The sequence below is a fragment of the Chloroflexota bacterium genome (assembly GCA_009840625.1).
Classification (GTDB): Bacteria; Chloroflexota; UBA11872; order UBA11872; family VXNJ01; genus VXNJ01.
In genome coordinates, this window is sequence record VXNJ01000002.1 from 41,374 (window position 1) to 61,569 (window position 20,196).

General features: G+C 65.2%; 19 protein-coding genes and 1 riboswitch. Of the genes, 8 read left to right on the forward strand and 11 right to left on the reverse strand.

Annotated features, from left to right (window positions below):
• Window positions 1–7: 7 nt before the first annotated feature.
• From F4X41_03800 to F4X41_03830, 7 genes are all read right to left on the reverse strand, one after another.
• On the reverse strand, window positions 8–331 hold the full coding sequence (locus F4X41_03800) for a non-heme iron oxygenase ferredoxin subunit (protein ID MYB16147.1): 324 nt from the start codon (window positions 329–331) through the stop codon (window positions 8–10).
• Window positions 332–1,651 carry a Fe-S cluster assembly protein SufD gene (gene sufD, locus F4X41_03805; GenBank protein MYB16148.1) on the reverse strand — a complete coding sequence of 440 codons (1,320 nt, stop codon included), beginning with the start codon at window positions 1,649–1,651 and terminating at the stop codon, window positions 332–334. It lies immediately after the preceding gene.
• 77 nt (window positions 1,652–1,728) lie between these two features.
• Entirely contained in the window at window positions 1,729–3,150 is a 1,422-nt protein-coding gene (sufB, locus tag F4X41_03810; protein ID MYB16149.1) for a Fe-S cluster assembly protein SufB, read from the reverse strand.
• Between the two features lie 3 nt (window positions 3,151–3,153).
• A complete protein-coding gene (gene sufC / locus F4X41_03815) occupies window positions 3,154–3,912 on the reverse strand; it encodes a Fe-S cluster assembly ATPase SufC (protein ID MYB16150.1) in 759 nt (252 codons plus the stop codon).
• Between the two features lie 121 nt (window positions 3,913–4,033).
• A complete protein-coding gene (locus F4X41_03820) occupies window positions 4,034–4,915 on the reverse strand; it encodes a DUF72 domain-containing protein (protein ID MYB16151.1) in 882 nt (293 codons plus the stop codon).
• Window positions 4,916–5,039: 124 nt separating this feature from the next.
• Window positions 5,040–7,130 carry a DUF262 domain-containing protein gene (locus tag F4X41_03825; GenBank protein ID MYB16152.1) on the reverse strand — a complete coding sequence of 697 codons (2,091 nt, stop codon included), beginning with the start codon at window positions 7,128–7,130 and terminating at the stop codon, window positions 5,040–5,042.
• Window positions 7,131–7,326: 196 nt separating this feature from the next.
• A complete protein-coding gene (locus tag F4X41_03830; protein MYB16153.1) occupies window positions 7,327–8,529 on the reverse strand; it encodes a 2,3-bisphosphoglycerate-independent phosphoglycerate mutase in 1,203 nt (400 codons plus the stop codon).
• 204 nt (window positions 8,530–8,733) lie between these two features.
• Here F4X41_03830 and F4X41_03835 point away from each other — a divergent pair, with 204 nt between their 5' ends.
• The 8 genes from F4X41_03835 to F4X41_03870 all read left to right on the forward strand — a co-directional run bounded on the left by F4X41_03835 (window position 8,734) and on the right by F4X41_03870 (window position 17,055).
• On the forward strand, window positions 8,734–9,594 hold the full coding sequence (locus F4X41_03835; GenBank protein MYB16154.1) for a DUF541 domain-containing protein: 861 nt from the start codon (window positions 8,734–8,736) through the stop codon (window positions 9,592–9,594).
• A gap of 1,153 nt (window positions 9,595–10,747) precedes the next feature.
• Window positions 10,748–11,704: a thiamine diphosphokinase gene (locus F4X41_03840; protein ID MYB16155.1), complete on the forward strand. Its 957-nt coding sequence runs from the start codon at window positions 10,748–10,750 to the stop codon at window positions 11,702–11,704.
• A gap of 47 nt (window positions 11,705–11,751) precedes the next feature.
• Window positions 11,752–11,868: riboswitch (TPP riboswitch) on the forward strand.
• Between the two features lie 104 nt (window positions 11,869–11,972).
• Window positions 11,973–12,260 (forward strand): thiamine-binding protein, encoded by a 288-nt coding sequence (locus F4X41_03845; protein ID MYB16156.1) that lies wholly within the window; start codon window positions 11,973–11,975, stop codon window positions 12,258–12,260.
• Window positions 12,257–13,027 carry an ABC transporter permease gene (locus tag F4X41_03850; protein ID MYB16157.1) on the forward strand — a complete coding sequence of 257 codons (771 nt, stop codon included), beginning with the start codon at window positions 12,257–12,259 and terminating at the stop codon, window positions 13,025–13,027. Before F4X41_03845 ends, F4X41_03850 begins: the two co-directional genes overlap by 4 nt.
• Before the next feature lie 63 nt (window positions 13,028–13,090).
• Complete coding sequence (locus F4X41_03855; protein MYB16158.1) at window positions 13,091–14,137, forward strand: ABC transporter substrate-binding protein; 1,047 nt, start codon at window positions 13,091–13,093, stop codon at window positions 14,135–14,137.
• 13 nt (window positions 14,138–14,150) lie between these two features.
• Window positions 14,151–14,924, forward strand: coding sequence for an ABC transporter ATP-binding protein (locus F4X41_03860; GenBank protein ID MYB16159.1), 774 nt, complete (start codon window positions 14,151–14,153; stop codon window positions 14,922–14,924).
• 165 nt (window positions 14,925–15,089) lie between these two features.
• Window positions 15,090–16,247, forward strand: a complete 1,158-nt coding sequence (locus F4X41_03865) for an MFS transporter (protein ID MYB16160.1) — start codon at window positions 15,090–15,092, stop codon at window positions 16,245–16,247.
• A 103-nt stretch (window positions 16,248–16,350) separates the two neighbouring features.
• Entirely contained in the window at window positions 16,351–17,055 is a 705-nt protein-coding gene (locus tag F4X41_03870) for a CPBP family intramembrane metalloprotease (GenBank protein ID MYB16161.1), read from the forward strand.
• Window positions 17,056–17,107: 52 nt separating this feature from the next.
• On the opposite strand, the gene F4X41_03875 is transcribed toward F4X41_03870, so the two are convergent.
• The 4 genes from F4X41_03875 to F4X41_03890 all read right to left on the reverse strand — a co-directional run bounded on the left by F4X41_03875 (window position 17,108) and on the right by F4X41_03890 (window position 20,191).
• A complete protein-coding gene (locus F4X41_03875) occupies window positions 17,108–17,848 on the reverse strand; it encodes a glucose 1-dehydrogenase (protein MYB16162.1) in 741 nt (246 codons plus the stop codon).
• A 177-nt stretch (window positions 17,849–18,025) separates the two neighbouring features.
• The gene (locus tag F4X41_03880; GenBank protein ID MYB16163.1) at window positions 18,026–18,772 is read right to left on the reverse strand and encodes a glucose 1-dehydrogenase; all 747 of its coding nucleotides are present in this window, start codon (window positions 18,770–18,772) and stop codon (window positions 18,026–18,028) included.
• A 165-nt stretch (window positions 18,773–18,937) separates the two neighbouring features.
• A complete protein-coding gene (locus F4X41_03885; protein ID MYB16164.1) occupies window positions 18,938–19,588 on the reverse strand; it encodes a hypothetical protein in 651 nt (216 codons plus the stop codon).
• Between the two features lie 18 nt (window positions 19,589–19,606).
• On the reverse strand, window positions 19,607–20,191 hold the full coding sequence (locus F4X41_03890; protein ID MYB16165.1) for a hypothetical protein: 585 nt from the start codon (window positions 20,189–20,191) through the stop codon (window positions 19,607–19,609).
• Between the last annotated feature and the right edge of the window lie 5 nt (window positions 20,192–20,196).

Below are 20,196 nucleotides of genomic sequence, written 5' to 3' on the forward strand. Positions count from 1 at the left end.
TGCATCGTCAGATGATCGTTACCACGATCTGGTCGTCCTCGACCTCGCTCTCGAACCGCTCAACCGGGGTGGTGGCTGGAGCCGTCAGCGGCTCTCCGGTATCCAGGTCGAATATGGACCCGTGCAGGGGACAGATGACGGTGCAGTATTCGGTGCTGACCTCTCCCTCGGACAGCGAGGCCTGGCCGTGCGAGCATGTGTCCTCGATCACTTTGATTTCGCCGCGGACCTTGAACACCGCCAGCGGAATGCCGCCGGCCCGCACCCTGAACGCCTCGCCTTCGGCAAGTTCCGAATAGGCGCCTACCGCGAAGCGCCCGGTCCGGATCATCTAGCGTCCGCGCACGCCGGCGCGAAAGAGCACTTCCTGCTCGAGTCGGTCGCGGCAGCGTTCGTCGGATACCTGCGCCAGCACCGGTTCGACGTAGCCGCGAATCGCCAGCCCTTCGGCCACCGGTCGCGTAAAGCCCCGACTCATCAGGTAGAAGAGCTCTTCCTCCTCGATGCGCCCGATCGTGGCGCCGTGGGTGCAGCGTACGTCGTAGGTGCGGATCTCCATTCCCGGGATCGAGTCGGCGCGGGCCTGCTTGGAAAGCAGCAGGTTGTCGTTCTGCTGGTAGGTGTTCGACTGGCCGGCGGTGTCGGAGATCTCGATCGTTCCGTAGAAGACCGAGCGCGAGCGCTCCCGCAGCACGCCCTTGTAGAAGAGGTTCGAGTAGGTGTGGTCGCCGTGGTGGATCTGGCGGGTCTCGTGGTCGATGTGCCGGCGTCCGTCGAGCAGGGTCAACCCCCAGACCTGGCCCTCCGAGCCCGGCTGCGGAAACGAGACCTCGGTGTATGACTTGGCCAGGGCCGCCCCGAGCGAGAACTGGCAGAGGTTCACGCGCGCGTTGCGCCCCGCCAGCGTCCGCGTCTGGGCGAACGCGGCCGTGTGCAGGCCCCAGTTCTGGACGTGCTCGTAATTGAGGGTGGCGCGATCGCCGACATAGGCGTAGGTGAGCGGGCAGGCCAGGGTCTCGTCGTCGAGGGTCTCCGAGCAGTGCTCTTCGACCAGTTCAAGACTGGCGCCGTCGTCCACCCAGATCAGCAGGCGCGGAAACACCGCGATCCGGCTGCGGGTAGTCGCGATCATGCTGTACAGCGGCGCCGCAACGCTCAGGCCCGGCGGCACGTAGATGAACAGGCCGCCGTTCCAGAAAGCGCCGTTGAGGGTGGTGAATTTCTGCAGCGAACTGGGCGATTGCTCGGCCAGGCCCGGAAACCGCTCCAGCAGGCCGGGATGGTCGCGGGCCGCCCGGGCCAGCGAACAGAAGATAAGTCCGGAATCGGCCAGGCCGGAATCGAGCTCGATTTCGGGGTCGTGCCAGTCGACCTGGATGCTGCGGCCGGCAAACCAATCTTTTTCGAATAATCCGGCCGGCGCCGCGGCCGGCGGGCGCTCGCCCCAGGGCGCGAAATCATCGGGGGAGATTCCGCGCAGATCGGTGCGGCGCCAGGTCTCGTCGGTGATCTTGGGCAGCGGCGTGTCGCAGTAGGTTTGCCAGCTGGCCAGGCGCTGGGCTACCAGCCAGTCGGGTTCGCGGCCCTGGCGGGCATGGGCCTTAACGAGCTCGGCGCTGGGGCGAGCTTCTAGGGTCGGTGAAAGCGCCATTGGCGGTTGAATCGGTCCTGGGCGGTTGGTGGAAACGGGCTGGCTTGTGGCGAGATTGCCTTGGTTCGGACTGGCGGTCAGCCGACCGATCCCTCCATCTCGAGCTCGATGAGTCGGTTCATCTCTACCGCGTATTCCATCGGCAGCTCCTTGATGAACTCTTCGAAGAACCCGGTGACGATTACCGAGGTGGCCTTCTCCTCGGAGAGGCCGCGGCTCATCAGGTAGAAGATCTCCTCGTCGCCGATCTTGGAGACGGTCGCCTCATGACCGATCTGGGAGTCTTCCTCGGAAATTTCGATGTAGGGGTAGGTGTCGGTCTTGGAATCGGGCGTAAGCAGCATCGCGTCGCAGCGCACGAACGATTTCGAGCCGACCGCGTCGGGTTCGACCTTGAGCAGGCCGCGGTAGGTGGCCCTTCCGGTCCCGTTGGAGATCGACTTGGACGTGATCGTGGACGAGGTGTTGGGGGCGGCGTGGACGATCTTGGCGCCGGCGTCCTGATGCTGGTTCGTATTGGCGTAGGCGACCGAGAGGACCTCGCCGCGGGCGCGTTCGCCGAGCAGATGGATGGCCGGGTATTTCATGGTCACTTTGGAGCCGATGTTGCCGTCGATCCATTCGACGGCCGCCCCGGCCGCGGCGGTGGCGCGCTTGGTGACCAGGTTGTACACGTTGTTGGACCAGTTCTGGATCGTCGTGTACCGTACGTGCGCGTCCTCTAGGGCGATGATCTCGACCACCGCCGAGTGCAGCGAATCGCGCGCGTAAACCGGCGCGGTGCAGCCTTCGATGTAGTGCACCGAGCCGCCGGGCTCGCAGATGATCAGGGTCCGTTCGAACTGGCCGGCCGATTCGGCGTTTATCCGGAAATAGGCCTGCAGCGGCAGTTCGACATGCACCCCGGCGGGGACGTAGACGAAGCTCCCGCCGCTCCAGACGGCGGTGTTTAGGGCGGCGAACTTGTTGTCGTTGTAGGGGATGACGCTACTGAAATACTGCTCGACCAGTTCGGGGTACTCGCGCAGCCCGCCGTCCATGTCGAGGAAGACAACGCCCTGCGAGGCGAGCTGGTCCTGCAGGTTGTGGTACACGACTTCGGAGTCGTACTGGGCCCCGACCCCGGCCAGGAATTTCTTCTCGGCCTCCGGGATGCCCAGGCGGTCGAAGGTGTTCTTGATGTAGTCGGGAACGTCGTCCCAGTTGTCCTCGGACCCGCGGTCGGTGGCGCGCACGTAGTAGTGAATCTTGTCGAAATCGATCTCCGAGAGGTCGGCGCCCCAGGTCGGCATCGGACGTCCGGCGAATTCGGCAAACGCCTTGAGGCGCAATTCGAGCATCCAGGCGGGCTCGTTCTTTAGTGCCGAGATCTGGCGGATCACGTCTTCATTCAGGCCCGGCTCGGTGATGAAATCGGCTTTTACGTCGTCGTGAAATCCGTACTTGTAGTCGAACTCGATTTCGGCGTCGGGCGGCTTGATCACGTTTTCGGTGGCCATCTTTTAAACCGTTTCCGGTGCGAATTGCTTGTATCCGTCGCGCTCCAGCGCCTCGGCCAGCTCGGGCCCGCCGTCGGCGACGATGTCGCCGTCGATCAGCACGTGCACGAAATCGGGCTGGATGTAGCGCAGGATTCTCTGGTAGTGGGTGATCAGGAGGACTCCGATATCGGTGGTCCGGAGCGAATTCACTCCCTCGGCAACGATACGCAGGGCGTCGATGTCCAGACCCGAATCGGTCTCGTCGAGGATGCCCAGCGCCGGCTCCAGCATCGCCATCTGCAGGATTTCGCAGCGCTTCTTCTCACCGCCTGAGAACCCGTCGTTGAGGTACCGCGAGGCAAAACTCGAGTCGACGCTGAGCAGGTCCATCTTCTCCAGCATGCGCAGGCGGAACTCGCGCACCCCGATCGGACCCTCGTCGCCGCGGACGGCGTTGATCGCCTCGCGCAGGAACGTGACCAGCGGCACCCCGGGAATCTCGACCGGGTACTGGAAGGCCAGGAAGATTCCGGCGCGGGCCCGCTCGTCGACTTCCCATTCGGAGATGTCCTCGCCCCGGAACAGGATCCGCCCGGCGGTAATCTCGCAGCTGGGATTGCCCATCAGGGTGTTGGCCAGAGTGCTTTTGCCGGAGCCGTTGGGGCCCATCACGGCATGAACCTGGCCCTCGTCGACCGTCAGGTTCAGCCCGTGCAGGATTTCTTTATCGTCGCGCTGGACGTGCAAATCTTCGATTTGCAGCAGCGGATTTGGCGTCATCTTGGCCCGTAAATCAATTGCAGGTGGTCGCGATTCAGGCCCGCATAGTCGCCCTTTTGGGCGTATTTTGCAGGCTCAAACCTAGTTTATTTCGGCCCGGTCGGCGATCTCTTAACAGGGGCTAATTGTGCCCGCCGGCCGGCGGGCGCCATGACCAGTCCGGTTCCGGATCCGGCGCGGCGGCGATCTCGCTCAATTGGCGCGCGTCGGCCGCGCACACCGACGGGTCGGTGCGCAGGATCACGTCTAGGTGGTCGACCTCCTCGCCGAGCGGCTTCAGTGCCGCCCAGATTTCCTCGACCTGCTCCCGGCCGTATTGGTGCCGCGCGCGAGCCAGCGGATCCTCGGCCTGATGGGCAAAGTCCCCCGCGCCGCGCCCGTGCAGGCGCCCCACCGCCACATCGCCGCGGGTGGCCGCGCAGGTAAGCGGCGGGGCATCGGCCGCGGATTCAAAGTCGGTCGCCACCAGCGCGATTTCATGATCGATGAGTATTTCCTGGGTCCGTTCCAGGCGTTCGTTGCCGGTCAGCCAGGATGGGTCGCGGAACTCGACCGCCAGCGGCAGCCCGGGCAGGTTGGCGCGGCACTCTGCCAGGTAATCCTCGGATTCGGCGCTGGCCCCGAAATAGGCCGGAAACTGCATGGTTACCGCCCCCAGCCTGGCCCCCAGCGGTTCGAGCGCGGCGGCGAATTCGCCGAACAGGAAGTCCGGCGCCGGCACCGCGTAGTCGCGCCAGCTCACTCCCGGCTGGGGCTTGGCGCCGGGACGGAGTTGGTGCAGGCAGAGCCCGCCGAACGCCAGCACGTGAAAACGGAAATCTTCGCCCACGGACTCGGCCCAGCCGGCGATGCGCTCGATCCCCGGAACACCCTGAAAGGTGGAGTCGATTTCGACCAGCGAGAACTCATCGGCGTAAACCGCCAGCATGTCGACCTCGCGCGTCCGCGGCGGGTAGAAATCGGCCAGGTGCCGCCAGCCCGACGTCCCGACATTTAGTGCCATTGCGGGTAATTAATGGTCAATGGCTCTTAGATTGAATCGAGAATCGGTGCTCGGGATTCACTGCCGCTGCTGGCCACCGCGCACGGTCGGCCGCGCCGCATATACGATATGACCGCGATTCCGGTCATTCTGCATCGGCCAGATTTAGCGCCTGTCTCACCAACCCGATCGCGGGGGCGATCCTTTCCTCGCGATCTAAGTCAAAAAGCACACCACCCTCGTTTTGGCAATTGACGAGGAACTTGTATGTGTTCTTAGTCGCAAGGCCGGAGGGATCGTCGATTTCGTGGAATTCGGGCGCGAGAAGCAGCAGCAACCGCGTTTTGCGCGGGAGCACTTCGAACGCAAACGCAGGCCCGAAATAAGAGACTGATTTGCGCGCGGCCAATTCGATGATTTCGCGGTCGATTTCCTGCAATCGTTCCCTAAACCTCTGGAACAAATTGCGAACTAAGTCGGTCATTTCAACGCTGTCGGGATCGCTCGCCTTGGCCTTATTTCGTAACTCTTCAAATTCGATACGAGCAATCTGGTCTTCAGCAATTCCGTGATGGCACCAAATGCCCAGCGCCCTTGCGGCAAGCATTTTTCCGCGATTGCTCATTTGCTGCGCTGTCCATTTGTCCTGCTTACTAATGAATTTGTTCAATCGGACCGCGCTGTCTTCGAACCCGCCCGGAATCACCTTCTTTTCCTGGAATCCGCGATTCGAGTAGAGAGGGTTGTAAGCGGTGAGCGTCAAATTCCCTAGTCGGTGAAGCCAAGTTTGGTGAATTTCCTCCCATCTCTCGCCGAGCATCTGTTTCCAAGGCTCGGAAAGCACCTGGGGCATCACGTGCTCAATTTGAAAGCGGTCCGTGTCGACGCGTTCGAGATGGCCTGCGTTTTCGAGGCCTTCTAACAGGGGCCGACAGACACGCGCGCCGTAAAGGTTGTCTTCAAAAAGTGCGCGTTCAAACTCCTCGTCACTCGGGAAGCGGTAACTTGCCTGACGGCGGGCCAAAAGCATCTCCAACGATTTCGAGGGGCAATCTTCGTCAAGGCCGTAAGCAATGTTGGCGAACACCGACCAGTAGCCACGCGTTTGAAGTCCGCATACTTGCCGTCGAACGATGTAACTCTCAATTAAGCGAATCGACTCGGCGAATTCGGACTCGTTCAGTGTGCGGAGGTCGTGGTAACAGCGAAACAGCCTTGCAACAAGCATGGCGGGGACGTCTACGTGTCGCCGCAGTTCCCCGAGCGCCGCTCCGAGGTCTTTTCCGGGCCCACGCCGTAATACAAACGCCGCATAACCTTTGCTGAATTGCAAGAGATCGGCGAGAACCGCGTCCACGCTTTCGCCACCGGCCGTCAATCGCCTGTACTCTTCGCGGAACTCGACATAGATTCGGTCGGTCCGGATCTGCCTAGTCGCCTTTCGGCGCAATGCCACCCAATCGCGAGCGCAATTGTCGATTGCCCAATGCGAACCCTCGAACTCCGATTCGATCAGCCGCCAATACGAGCAATAAATGCGGTTCTGCTCCTCTTCCGGCAATCCCATGAGGATGAAATTGCGAATAAGGTCAGCCTGACTCAAATCAACCCCAGTGGAGTTCAGGCTTTCGAAAACTAGCTGCGGGTTGTCGAGCGGTGGTTCGAGCATGACGTCGACAATCTTCAAATTGCCCAACCCCTTGTAGATTTCGGCGGGGTCGCTGCTAGCAATAACTCCGCGGAATAGCTGGTAGGCGTCGTCGACCTCTGACGCGGGATCGTCAATAGATTCCTGGGATCCCTCGACGATCTTTCTTAGCGTCCGGTCGTCGTTTCTGCGTAGAACCAATCTGGGCTTTTGATCTCCAGTCTTGAACGCGTTCTGCAGAAACCGGCTGTCGATTTCTGCAGAAGTTGGGCCGCCCTCGCCAGCCCATCCTGAATCTTGGATGTGGTCCCGCAACGCTGCGAGCAACAGCGAAAGTGTGGTCAGTCTCTGCTGTCCATCAATTACCAACCAGCGCGAAAACGTTGCTTCTTGCGGGCCGGCGGCGGTATAGACGATCGATCCAAGAAAGTGGCCGCCATTAGCCGGCGCATCTGCGGCTTGCAACACGTCATTCCAAAGCTGCACGCACTGCTCTTCGGTCCAGTTGTAGTTGCGCTGAAAAATGGGAACCACGAATTGCTTGCTTCCCTCAAGCAACTTCCAAAGGTCTTGGTGACTGGCCCTCAATTGGCTACTTCTCCGTGATCGAAAAGGTGTTTTTGGTCGTCCAATTCGGCGATCCGGCCTTTGGTCCGCGCGACGTTTTGGATGCAGTTGCGCTTGCGACCGGCGCAGTGAGCCCGGATTCGGAATTGTGGGTCAACGCGGTGCCGAGGCGCGGCGCATTTTCAATTGCCGCTACCAATGAGATTCACTTGGGCTTTCACGCCCCGAACTTGACCAGCCGGCCGGCGGTGGCCAGCAACGTGGGCAATACCGCCCGCGCCGGCAATTGGCCCAGTCCTCCTCCGCCGCAGGCGCGCTCGCCGAAGCTCTCCACCAGGTCCGGCAGGGCCTGCCGGCCGGCGATCAGCAACGGTACCGGATGCCAGGAGTGCTGACGCAGCGCGGCCGGGGTCGAGTGGTCGCCGGTCACGGCGATCGCGGCCGGTCCCAGATCCAGCAACCGCGGGAGGGCTGCGTCGACTTCTTCGATTGCCCGGGACTTGCCCTCCCAGTCGCCGTCCTCGCCGGCGGCATCGGTGGGCTTGAAATGGACGAAGAAAAAGTCGTAATCGGGCCAGGCGTCGGACACCGCCTGGAGCTGTCCGGGGAAGGTGTCGCCGGTATCCAGGACGTCCATTCCGGTGATTGCGGCCAAACCTTTGTACATCGGGTAGGAGGCCGAGCAGGCCCCGCGAATGCTCCAGGTCCGCTGCATGGGGACAAGCTCCGGCCGGGTCGCATAGCCGCGCATCAGCACGAAATTGGCCGGTGCGCGGCTACCGATTCGCTCGGTTACGACCTCCAGGAACCGGGACAGGACCGCCGCTGTCTCGGCCGCGTCCCCGTCCAGCGGTTCCGGGTCGGCGGGCGGGATGCCGACCGCCTGGGGGTCCGTTTCACGGACGCGCTCGGAGAATCGCGCCCCGCGCAGCACCAGCACCGCGCGGTGGGCGCTTTCGGTGGCCAGTTCATAGGGGCACCCGATATCGTGGCCGGAAAGCTCGGCCACCAACTCGCGGTTCAGCCGGCTGGGGATCCGTCCGGCGCGCCGGTCGGCCACGTTGCCGTCGGCGTCCAGGGTGCAGAAGTTGAGGCGCACCCCGAGATCGCCCGGCCCCAGGTCCAGACCGATGCCGATCGCCGAGAGGGCGCCGCGCCCGATGTTGCTGGCGACCGGGTCGTAACCGAACAAGGCCAGGTGGCCGGGGCCCGAGCCTGGGGTAATGCCGGGACCGATCGGGACCGAAAGGCCGGTGGCGGCTTTTGCGGCCAGGGCATCCAGATTGGGCGTGCTGGCGGCCTCGAGTTCGGTCAGGCCGGTCTGCGGGTGGGCCAGCCCGCCCAGTCCGTCGATGACCAAGAGGACTAGCTTGCTGGCGCCCGGCCGGGCCAATTGCTGGTAGGTGTCGGCGGAAATCATCTGGAACGCGGGTTCGAACTGGGCGACGGGGCAAAAAATGTTAAGCCGTCCGGCTTTCCCGTCGCCGGCGCTGGGCGCATGGACAGGGCAAGTTTCTTGGCCGCAACCAGGTCGCGGCTCTGCTAGAAAGTTAGCCGGCGGGCGTTTGGCAGCTCGCGCCAACCGGCGACCGGCGACAGCGCCGGCAATGCGGGAGGAACGCCGATGCGATTCGTGGTCCGAAGTTCGGCCAATTCGGGGATCAGCGGAACGGTCCTGGCCGCCGTCCTGGCCGCGTTCGGCGCGCTTCTGCTGCTGGCCCCGACCAGTTCCGCCGGGGGCGGCGGACCCTCCGCCGATTCGCTGCAGCTGGCAACCGGCGGTCCGGCGCCGGGGAATGCGGCGACGATCCTCACCGTCCAGGGCACCGCTTCAAGAAGCGCCAGCTACGATGGCGCGGTGGCGCGTTTTTCGGTTCGGGTGCTGCGCGATTCGATCCTCGCCGCGGTTTCCGACGGCAATTCCGCTGTCGCCAGCATCGCGGCGGCGGTGGATGCGCGGTGCACCGCCGCCGCGATGTCGGACGCCGACGGCTCCACCACGGATGCGTGCGTTTCTCCACGGGGCCTGCAGACCCTCGGCATCCGGATCGAAGAGGAGTTCGACTACACCGACCAGGGCCGGATTTCGGAAGGGTTCCTATACGAAAACCGGCTCAGCATCGCCATCGAGGGCACCGAATTCGCGGGCGGTCTGGTCGATCTGGTGATCCGCGCGGGCGGCGACTCGGTCCGCTTCGAGGGCCTTGGATTCACCACCTCGCAGCGCGCCGAAATCGAACGGCTGGCGTTGCTTGACGCGATCGACAGCGCCCGGCTGACGGCCCGGACGATCGCCGACCACATGGGTTATCAGATCGTCCGCATCGTCGAGGTGAATCCGCGGGAGTCGTACCAGGTCGAACTCGATTCCGGACGTGGAGAAGCTATACCGGCGGCGGCGGCGCCCGCGCCGACCAGAGTGTTCGCCGGCCAGGCCGTGATCACCTCGCGGGTTTCGCTGACGTTCGAGCTTCGACCCCGGTAGGGGTCCTGGCCGGCCCGGACGGCAAAACGGCAAAATGGGTCGGCACCGCCAATCAAGAAGGCCGCAGTATCCGCACCGCCTCCGCACCCGCTTCCTCGCCGGTCCGGGTAGAGCGGCGCGCCTACAGCAAAGGGGCGATGCTGGCCTTTTTTGTTCCGGTGGCGCTCTCGTCGCTGGTCGCCGGACTGCGCAACCCGGTGCTCGATGCCGGACTGGCGCGCACGTCCGAGCCCGTCCTGGCGCTGGCCGGGTTCGCGGCCGTCTCGTCGCTGATATTCATCCTGCACACCTCCAGCCAGGTCCAGCAGAGCGTGTTCCTGGTTTACGCCAACGGCCGCGAGTCATTCCGGAGGGTCACCTGGTTCAGCGTCTACGGCGGCCTGGCCGCCTGCGCGGTGGCGGTGCTGGCCACGCTGCCGCTGATCTCGGACCTGCTCCTGGAAGGGGCGATGGGGGCCACCCCGGAGGTGGCCGAGTACTCGCAGCCATCCCTGCTGGTGCTGATGATCCTGGTCCCGCCGCTGATGATCGCCCGCGGATTCTTCCAGAGCCTGTTGCTGCAGCGGCGCCAGGCGCGCCGCATCACCTTTTCCACGATCGGCGGGTTACTGGTGCTGGTCCCGGCCGGGCTCCTGTTCGTCCCCCTGGCCCCGATAAACGGCGCCTTGGCGGCCGCGATCGCGCTGGTGGTGGTAACCGTGGCCGAGGGGGCCGTTTTGGCCTATTTCGCGATGTCCGAACTGCGCGCCAACCCCTATCCGGTCGAAGAGAGCGCCCCGCTGCCGTCGATGGGCGATCTGGTCCGGTTCGGCTGGCCGCTTCTTTTGTCGATGCTGGCCATGTCGGGTTCGGCGCCGCTGGTGACCGCCGGGATTTTCCGGCTCGATGACGGCGTGACTGCGGTCGCCGGTTTCAGGGTCGCCTGGAGCATCGCGGTGCTCGGTCTCAGCCTGACCCTGGCGGTCCGCCAGACCGCGCTGGTAATGTCCAAATACCCGGAAAGTCACCGCCAGGGCCGCATGTTCTCGGCGATGGTCGGCGTGGCGGTGGGAGCCGGTACGCTCTTGATGACCACCGGCCCGATTGGAGATTTCGTGCTGCTTACGGTTATCGGAATATCCCCTGAGATTGCCGACCAGGCGCGGCCGGCGGCCTGGGTCCTGGCGACGGTGCCGTTGCTGATGGGTTTTCGCCAGTTCTACATTTCACTGCTCATGCACCAGGGCCTGTCCAAGCGGGTCGGCGTGGGATCCGTCTCGCGGGTAATCGTGATGATGGTCGTGATATTTGCGATCGCACCCTTCGCACCGATTGCCGGAGCGGTCATGGGGGCGCTGGCGCGCCTGGGCGGTCAGTTGACCGAGACGCTGATTTCCTGGCATCTTGGCCGCGCCTGGTTCGGCCAGGACCCGCTTTCGGCCGCCCGCAAGGATTAAGCAGGGTGGCGGACAGAAACCCCCCGGCTTCCCCACACCTGGCGGTAGTAGTCCTCGACGGACCGCTGGGCAAAGACCCGGCAATCGCCGACCTTCTGGCTGGCGCCGATCTGGTCGTGGCCGCCGACGGCGGCGCGGACCGGCTCGGCGATACGGGCCAGGTCCCGGACCTGGTGGTGGGCGATCTCGACTCGCTGGATCCTGCCCGCGTCGAAGAGCTGGCCGCCGCCGGGATTCCCATCCAACGCCATCCCCGGGACAAGGATTTGATCGACGGTGAGCTTGCCCTGCAGGCGGCATTGCGGTGCCATCCGGACCGGATCGTCCTGCTGGGGCTGTTGGGCGGAGCGCGCCCCGACATGGTGTTGGCCAATCAGATGCTGCTGTTTCACCCCGGACTCGCCCCCGGGTCGGCGACCGCGATGGTGCCCGGCTGGACCATCTTCCCGGTCGGGAATGACCTCCTCGAGCTGGCGGCCGCGCCCGGTAAGATCATGTCGCTGGTCCCGATCGATGCCGTCGCCGAGGGGGTGGATATTCACGGGGCCAGATGGCCGCTTTCGGGAGCGGCGCTGCAGCGCGGTCAGGGCCGGACCCTTTCCAATCGGGTCGCCGAAGACAAGATTCGGGTGCGTTGTCGAACCGGCCGGGCGCTGCTCTACCTGGAACGCTAGCCGGCCGGGCCGGCGCCTGGCCATAGAATGACTCCACAGTTACAAGTAAATATCCGCAGGGGTGCTGGAAGCATCGGCTGAGAAGGCAGGCGCGATTCGAGCCTGCCTCCCCTAATGACCTGATCCGGGTAATACCGGCGTAGGCAGACGGAACCGACCGAACTTTCACACCGCATTGGCCTTGCCGATGCGGTGTTTGCCTTCCAAGGGCGGCGGCCTCCCCGGATTTGCGGCGAGCGGCGCCCGCCGGAAGGAAGGTCTTTGGCAAATGGCAGCGATCATCGCGGCGTTCCAGGTACTCCCCAGCGGGGTCGAAGACGGTTACGGATGCGTGGAAGCCGCAATCGCGGTCGTGCAGCAGTCCGGCCTGCCCTATGACGTCTCGTCATTCGAGACCACGGTCGAGGGTGAATACGACGAATTGATGGACCTGATCAAGCGCGCCCAGCAGGCCTGCTTCGACTTTGGTGCCAGTTCGGTGCTCTGCAACATAAAGGTGGCCAACACCCCCGCCGGCACCACCATCGCCGATCACATCGGCAAGTTCCGCGATTGACCGCCGCGGCGATCAAGTCCCGGATCCGGGCGGCCGCGCCGGCGGCCGGCCTGGTGGTTTTCATATTGGCCTTCTGGCAGTTTTTCGTGACCTGGCGCGAGGTGCCGCGCTGGCTGCTGCCCTCGCCGCTGGACATCGCCGCCGCGTTCGTCGACTCGGCCGATCTGATGGGCTACCACATCCCGGTGACGCTGCTAGTCATGGCGGCCGGGTTTACGATCTCTCTCCTGCTGGGGACGACGGTGGCCACGGTCTGCCACCTGTTCGGGCCGGTGCGCAGGGCGGTCTATCCGCTGCTGGTTACGTCCCAGTCGGTTCCGTTCATCATCATCGCTCCGCTGCTGGTGATCTGGTTCGGCTTCGGCCTGGCTCCGAAACTGGTCCTGGTCACCCTGGTATGCGCCTTCCCGATCACGGTCACTTTCCTGGAAGGTCTGCGCTCGGCCGACCACGAGGCCCTCGACCTGCTGCGTTCGATGGGGGCGAGCCGGTGGGACCAGTTCCGCCTCGTCCAGCTCCCGCCCGCCCTGGCGGCGCTGGCCGCCGGCGCCAAGATCGCGGCCACCTACGCGGTTATCGGGGCCCTGATCGCCGAATGGCTGGGCGCCAGCCGCGGACTGGGCGTTTTCCTGATCCGCTCGATGAATTCCTTCCGCGCCGACCGGGCCCTGGCCGCGATCGTGATCGTGATCTTGATCGCCCTCACCGCCTGGGCGACGATCGAACTTCTGACCCGCTGGGCGATGCCCTGGCGGGCCCACCTCTAAGCCGCAACCGTCCGGAGCCCTCCGGCAACACCCCCTGACTCCAACCCGAAGAGGAACCACACCATGAACCGTCGCAATTTCCTGCGTCTGGCCCTGGCCGGCGGTGCCAGCCTGGTCCTGGCCGCGTGCGATATGAGCGGCCAGGAAACGGCCGTCTCGGAAGACATCGCCAATATCGCGGTCACCGCGCCCGAGGCCGCTCCGCGGCGCGCCGATCGCGCCGAGGCGACCCTGGTGCTGGACTGGGTGCCCAACACCAACCACACCGGCCTTTACGCCGCCCGCGCGCTGGGCTATTTCGAAGAGGAGAACCTCGATTTCAAGATCGAGGAGCCGGTCGAAGTCGACGCGACGTCGGTGGTGGCGGCCGGAAATGCCGAGTTCGGGATCGGGTTTCAGGAGTTCCTGACCCCGGCCCTGGTCCAGGGCGCCCCGGTCGTTTCGGTGGCGGCCATCATCCAGGAGAACACCTCCGGCTTCGCATCGCTCAAGAGCCGCGGGATTTCGCGTCCGCGCGACTTCGAGGGTGCCGTCTACGGCGGGTTCGGCTCCCCGCTTGAACTGGCGATCCTGCAGGTGATGATGGAGCAGGACGGCGGCGATTTCTCCAAACTCGAGTCGGTTGGCGCCGGCGCGGCCGATTTCCTGACCATCATCCAGCGCGACGTGGACCTTTACTGGATCTTCTACGCCTGGCAGGGGGTGAAGGCCGACCTGGAGGGGATCGAACTGGACGTGGCTTTCCTCTCCGATTGGGGTGTTCCCAACTACTACACCCCGCTGATCATGGCCAACTCCGGCATGCTCGGACGACGCCGCGAAATCGGCGAGCGGGCGATGGCGGCCATATCGCGGGGATACGATTTCGCCATCGCCAACCCGGCCGAAGCGGCCGAAATGCTGATCCAGGCCTCACCCGAGATCGACGTGCCGCTGGCGCACGCTTCGCAGCTCTGGCTCTCCCCGCGTTACCAGGGCGACGCCGACCGCTGGGGCCGCCAGCAGGGGTCGGTCTGGGGCGGCATGACGCAATGGATGCTGGACCGCGAATTGATCGAGGAGATGTTCGAGTGGGAGAACGCTTTCTCCAATGAGCTCCTGCCTGAATAAGCGCGTCTAGGCCGTGGCCGGCCGGCTGGTCCTGGAAGGGATCGAGAAGAGTTTCGGCAGCGGTGCCGAACGGCTGCGGGTGCTGGACCGGACCAGCCTGGTGGTCGAGCAGAGCCAATTCCTTTGCTTGGTCGGCCCCAGCGGCTGCGGCAAGAGCACCCTCTTTAACGTGGCGGTGGGTCTGACCGCGCCCGACTCCGGCCGGATACTGCTCGACGGCTCGGACATAACCGGCCGCCGCGGCCTGCTCGGTTACATGCCGCAACGCGACCTGCTGCTTCCGTGGCGGCGCGTCATGGAGAACATCGTCATCGGCGTGCAGGTGCGGCGCGGTGACCTGGCGGCGGCCCGCCGGCGCGCCCGCGACCTGGCCCCGCTGTTCGGATTGGAGGGGTTTCTCAATCACCACCCCCACCAGCTCTCCGGCGGGATGCGCCAGCGGGCGGCGCTGCTGCGCACCATCGTGAGCGGAAACCAGGTCCTGCTGCTCGACGAGCCCTTCGGGGCCCTCGACGCCCTTACCCGGTTGGACATGCACCGCTTCCTGCTCGGCGTGCGGGCCGAGCTGGACCTGACCGTGCTTTTCGTCACCCATGATCCGGACGAGGCGGTTGCCCTGGCCGACAAGGTCGCGGTCATGTCGGCCCGGCCCGGCCGGATCGTCGACCAGTTCGCGGTCGAACTGGCGTTCCCGCGCCGGGGCGATCGAGCCGCCGCCGCGCTGGCCGGCTACCGCGCCCGCCTGCTGGCGGCGCTGGGATCGGGCCTGTCGTCCGAGAGCAATTGAGCCGGCCGCACCGCCGTCCAGCCCTAGGCTTAGATTGGACACCAGACTGCGCCACGTAGCCGGATCCCGCATCTGAAGCAAAGCCCGACGCGGCCCGCGAGCGCCCCCGGACCAGCGGCGCCGGCCTACCGCATTCCCTGGACGATCGTTATCGCCGGGGCGGCGATGGCGTTCATCTTCACCGGTTCCACCCAGTCCTTCGGGGTTTTCCTCAAGGCCGTGACCGAGGACCTGGGTGTCGGGCGCGAGACATTTGCGCTGGCGATCGCGGTGCTGCAGCTGGCAACCGGCGTACCGGTCGCCGCCTACCTGGCCGACCGCTACGGCCATTGGAAGGTGATCGTGCCGGCCAGCGTGGTCTTCGCGGCGGCGATGCTGCTCACCGCGCAGGCCCAGACCGGTCTCCAATTCCTCGCCTACCTCGGATTCCTGGGTGGCATCGCCATCAGCGGGGCTTCGATGACGGTGGTCGTCGGCGCGGTCGGGCAGATGGTGCCGGTGCGGCGCCGCAGCTTCGCCCTGGGCCTCGTCACCGCCGGTTCCTCGGCCGGCATGTTCGTGCTGGTGCCGGCCTGGCAGCAGATCCTGAACCTGGTCGGCTGGCGGACGAACTTCGCCCTTTTCGCGCTGGTTCCGCTGGCCATCGGATTGATGGCCTTCATCTTCCTGCGCGATACCGACAAGATGCCCAAGAGCGCGGACGTTATCGACGAACCGTTCGTGGAGATGCTCAAGCGGGCCCGCAAGAACCGCGACTACCTGTTGCTGACCGCCGGATTCTTCGTCTGCGGATTCCACGTCAGCTTCATCGCCGCCCACCTCCCCGCGTACCTGTCCGACGAGGGGGTTTCGGCCACCGCCGCCGCCCTTGCGCTGGCAATGATCGGGCTATTCAATATCTTCGGATCGGCAATCTCCGGGCGCCTCGGCGACCGCTACCGGCGCAGCCGCCTGCTGGCCATCATTTACTCCCTGCGCGGCGTGGTGATCTTCGGGTTGCTGGTGCTGCCGCTGACTGAATTCACCGCGATCGCGTTCGGGGCCCTGATGGGACTTCTGTGGCTGGCCACGGTTCCACTTACTTCCTCGACCGTCGCCCACCTGCTGGGCGCGCGCTACCTGGCGGTTATGTTCGGGACCACGTTTTTCTCCCACCAGATCGGATCGTTCCTGGGAGTCTGGCTCGGTGGACGCGTGTACGATGCCATCGGCACGTACGACCCGATTTGGATCGCCGGGATCGCATTGGGATTCGCCTCCGCGCTCATTCACCTGCCGATCGGCGACCGCCGTGGCGTGATGGCCGCCGCCGCGGCCTATTGAACGTCCCCGTTCGGATGGGCAATCACCGGATGCCGCTGCACGGGAAAATCCGGCCCTGCTGAGCCCCGGTTGGCGGCTGGGCCTGGCCCTTTGGGCGGCCGGAATGGTAGGCGTTGTCGCCATCTCGTTCACAGTCCTGCCCGCGCTGCTGGAGACCACCGGGCCGCCTGCGCCGCTGTGGTTGATCAGCACGGTCAGCACCGCTCAGACCGGAGCGTACCTCGGGCTGGCCGTCTGGGCGGGAGTCAGGCTGTCGCCGCGAATCGGATTCGGGGCGCCGGCATTTTCGGCGGCGGCCGCCGGACGGCGGTTCGGGCCGTCGCTGCGGCGGCAAATCGCCCCGGGCCTTGTGGGCGGGGTGATCGGCGGGCTGCTGTTGCAGATCGCCTGGCTGTTGGAGCCGGCCGAGCTGTCAGGGGCCGCCGGCAATGCGACCGTGCCGCCGCTGGTGCGAATCCTCTACGGCGGGATTACCGAGGAAATATTGACCCGCTGGGGCCTGATGACGGTCCTGGTGTGGGTCTTGTGGGTGGTCGTTCAGCGGCGGCAAGGGCGCCCCGGGGTCGGAGTCGTCTGGGCCGGCATCGTGCTGAGCGCGATCCCCTTCGGGGCCGGACACCTGCCCCTGGTCGCGTCGACCGTGGATGGATTGACCGCCGGCATCGTGGTCTGGGTAGTTGGCGCGAACGCACTGTTCGGATTGCTGGCCGGGTTTCTGTATTGGCGCTTTGGCCTGGAATCGGCCGTGATCGCCCATTCCCTCGCGCACGTATTCGACTACTTGGCAGGTCTCGCGTTTCCGATCTGAAACATCCTCCCGCCCGCAGCGTCGGTGAATCGCACGAAGCGGTCCGCTCGGACTACTCTGCGAGCGCGCCCCCGTCGACCACCAGCTCGCTGCCGGTCACGAACGAGGATTCGTCGCAGGCCAGATAAAGTGCCGCGAAGGCGATGTCCTCGGGCGTGCCAAGGCGTCCGAGCGGCGTGTAGGCGTTGATTTCGCGGCCTCCGAATACCTGTCGCAAAAGATCGGTTTCAACCGGTCCCGGGTGGAGGGAATTGGCCCGGATCCCATCGCCCGCGTACTGGATCGCGGTGAGCTTTGTGAATGTCCGCACCGCCCCTTTGGCGGCCGGGTAGGCGGTTGCCCGGTCGACCCCCACCATTGCGACGATCGACGAGACGTTCACGATCGAGCCTCCGCCGGCGCGTCGCATTGCCGGGACGGCGGCTCTGGTGCCCAGGAAAACGCCCTTTGCGTTCACGTCGAACATGAAATCCCAGTCGTCCTCGGTGGTTTCTTCCACGCGGCCGCCGCGCCAGGCCCCGGCGTTGTTGACCAGGACGTCCAACCTGCCGTAGCCATCTTCTGCGGCCTCGACCGCGGCTTGCCAGTCGGCCGCCGACGTCACGTCCAGACGAATGAAAACCGCGGCGCCTCCGCCCCGGTTGATCTCGGCCGCCAGCTCCATGCCGACCTCCTCGAGGACGTCGCCGACTACAACCCTGGCGCCCTCCTTGGCAAACAGCCGTGCCTCGGCCGCGCCTTGCCCCCTGGCGCCGCCGCTGATCAGGGCTACTTTCCCTGCCAATCGCCCCATTTGGGCAACCTCCTGCTTGATGCGGTCAGTCGGCCCCCGCCCGGCCCCGCCGCGCCTGGACGGACGCGGCCGGAAATGCGGGATCAAGAATCCCGGCCGTTGGCCAAGAATCAGCAATCCGCCTGCCCACTCGCACCCTGCGTGAACCTTGCTTTCGCGCCGCCGCGTTGATCAGGATCATTCGGCGGTTGCGCCGCCGTCGATGACCAATTCGCTGCCGGTGACGAACGAAGATTCGTCGCAGGCCAGATAGAGCGCGCCGTAGGCGACATCCTCCGCCTTGCCCACTCGACCGAGCGGGGCGGGAGCGAACTTTTCGATCTCGAGCGACTCCACCACCTGCGCCAGCAAGTCCGTGTCAATCGGTCCCGGGTGGATCGAATTGGCGCGAATGCCGTCGGGCGCGTACTGGATCGCGGTGGCCTTGGTGAATACGCGTATGGCCCCCTTGGATGCGGCGTAGGCCGAGGTCCGCGGGTTCCCGACTATTCCCGATATCGAAGATACGTTTACGATCGACCCTCCGCCTCCGGCCCGCATTGCCGGAATGGCGGCCCTGGTGCCGAGAAACACCCCCTTGGAGTTGACGTCGTTGACGGCGTCCCAGTGCTCCACGCTGGTTTCTTCAACCCGTCCGCCACGCCAGATGCCGGCGTTGTTTACCAGCACGTCCAGCCGGCCGTGGCCGGAAACGGCGGCGGCCACGGCGTCACGCCAGTCCCGCTCGCTGGTAACGTCCAGATGCACGAATCGGGCATGGCCGCCCGAGGCGCCGATTGCGGAAGCGACTTGCGCGCCGGCGGCATCGCGCACGTCGCCGACGACCACCCTGGCGCCCTCGGCGGCAAACAGCCGGGAGATCGCCGCGCCCAGGCCGCCTCCGCCTCCGCTGACCAGGGCGACTTTGCCGTCCAGGCGGCCCATTCGATCGCTGCTCAAGGTCCGGCGAGCGTGGGCGCCGGCCCGGTACTGACCTGAATCATGTCACCGGCAGCGGGGGCTTGAGATTCTCCGGACGGCCCGCGGGCAGGGTTGCGCGTCTACAACGCCGCGTGATCACTGGCCCGTCCCGCTGGGCTTCCCGCGCCTTCAGCGCTTTATTTCAATCGAACCGAAAAGGGCGCTGCCGGTCACCTGGACCTGGTGTTCTGGGGCACCGGGCGGGTCCTTCTCCAGCACCGAACCGAACGTTGCGGTAACCCCGGAAGTGTCGAGACTCCAGTTCTGCGGCACCCGCAGCTCGATGCTGCCGAAAATCGCCGCAGCTTCGATGCGCGCCGGCTTCGCCTTTAGTTCGGCCTCGCGCAGATCGAATTCGCAACTGCCGAACGTGGCGTTTATCTGCAGCGGATCGGGCAACGGCCCGGCGACCCGGCGCTGGACCTGGCCGAAGATCGCCAGTGCATCTTCGCTGTCCCGGGTGCGACGCTGGAGCCCCTGAACCAGCACCGCGATGCCAATGGCAATGATCAACAGCGGCCAGATCAGGCTGCCGTCGAGGGCCAGATCGGCCACGATCGCGACCTGCAGCAGGACGAGCACCGCGATTGCCAGCAGCAACCACGGGCGCGAACCAGCGCTTGAGCCGGCGACCATTCGCACTGCCAGGTAGACGGCGGCAATCGCCGGGATCATTTCCCAGACAACCGGGAAGCCGTCGATCGACCCTTCCAGCAGGGCCACCACTCCGAGGGTGATGAGCGCGGCGCCGAATGCCAGTCCGTCGACCCTTTTTTCCATGGCCCGCCCCATCAGCGCTCAGGCTGCGACCTGGCAGTTCTCGATTGAGACGTCGTAGACGTAATCGATGATCGTGCCGGTTATCGTGATCGGTTCACCAGGCTGGCGGCCCTTCTGCGATTCGTAGTCTTCCGCGCCGAGGTTGCAAATTACGCCGTTGACGTAGTCTCCGCCGACCACCATGATGAATCCGCCGCGTCCGGCGGAGAAGTTCTCGCGGATCATCCCGCTGATGCGGGCGGTTTGGCCCGTGTACTCGGCCAGGGCGGCGTCCTTGTCGGCAATGAAAGCGGCAAAGAGTTCGTCGGCGCCGATCTCGATGTCGATCTCCGGCGGGGCCGCTTCCTCGACCGGCGCGGGTTCGGGATCCGGCGCGGGTTCGGGTTCGGGCGCCGGAGTCGGCTCGGGCGAGGGTGTCGGCTCGGGTGCCGGTTCCGGAGTCGGCTCGGGCGCTGGTTCGGGGGCCGCCGTGGGAGCCGGAGGGGCCGCCGCCGGTGCGGTCGCGGTCTCCTCCTCGCCGCAGGCTGCGGTCAGCAGCGCCAGGGCGATCGCACTCGAGAGAAGGATGACCGTCAACTTGTTTGGATTGGCGCTCGGGTGCACGTGCT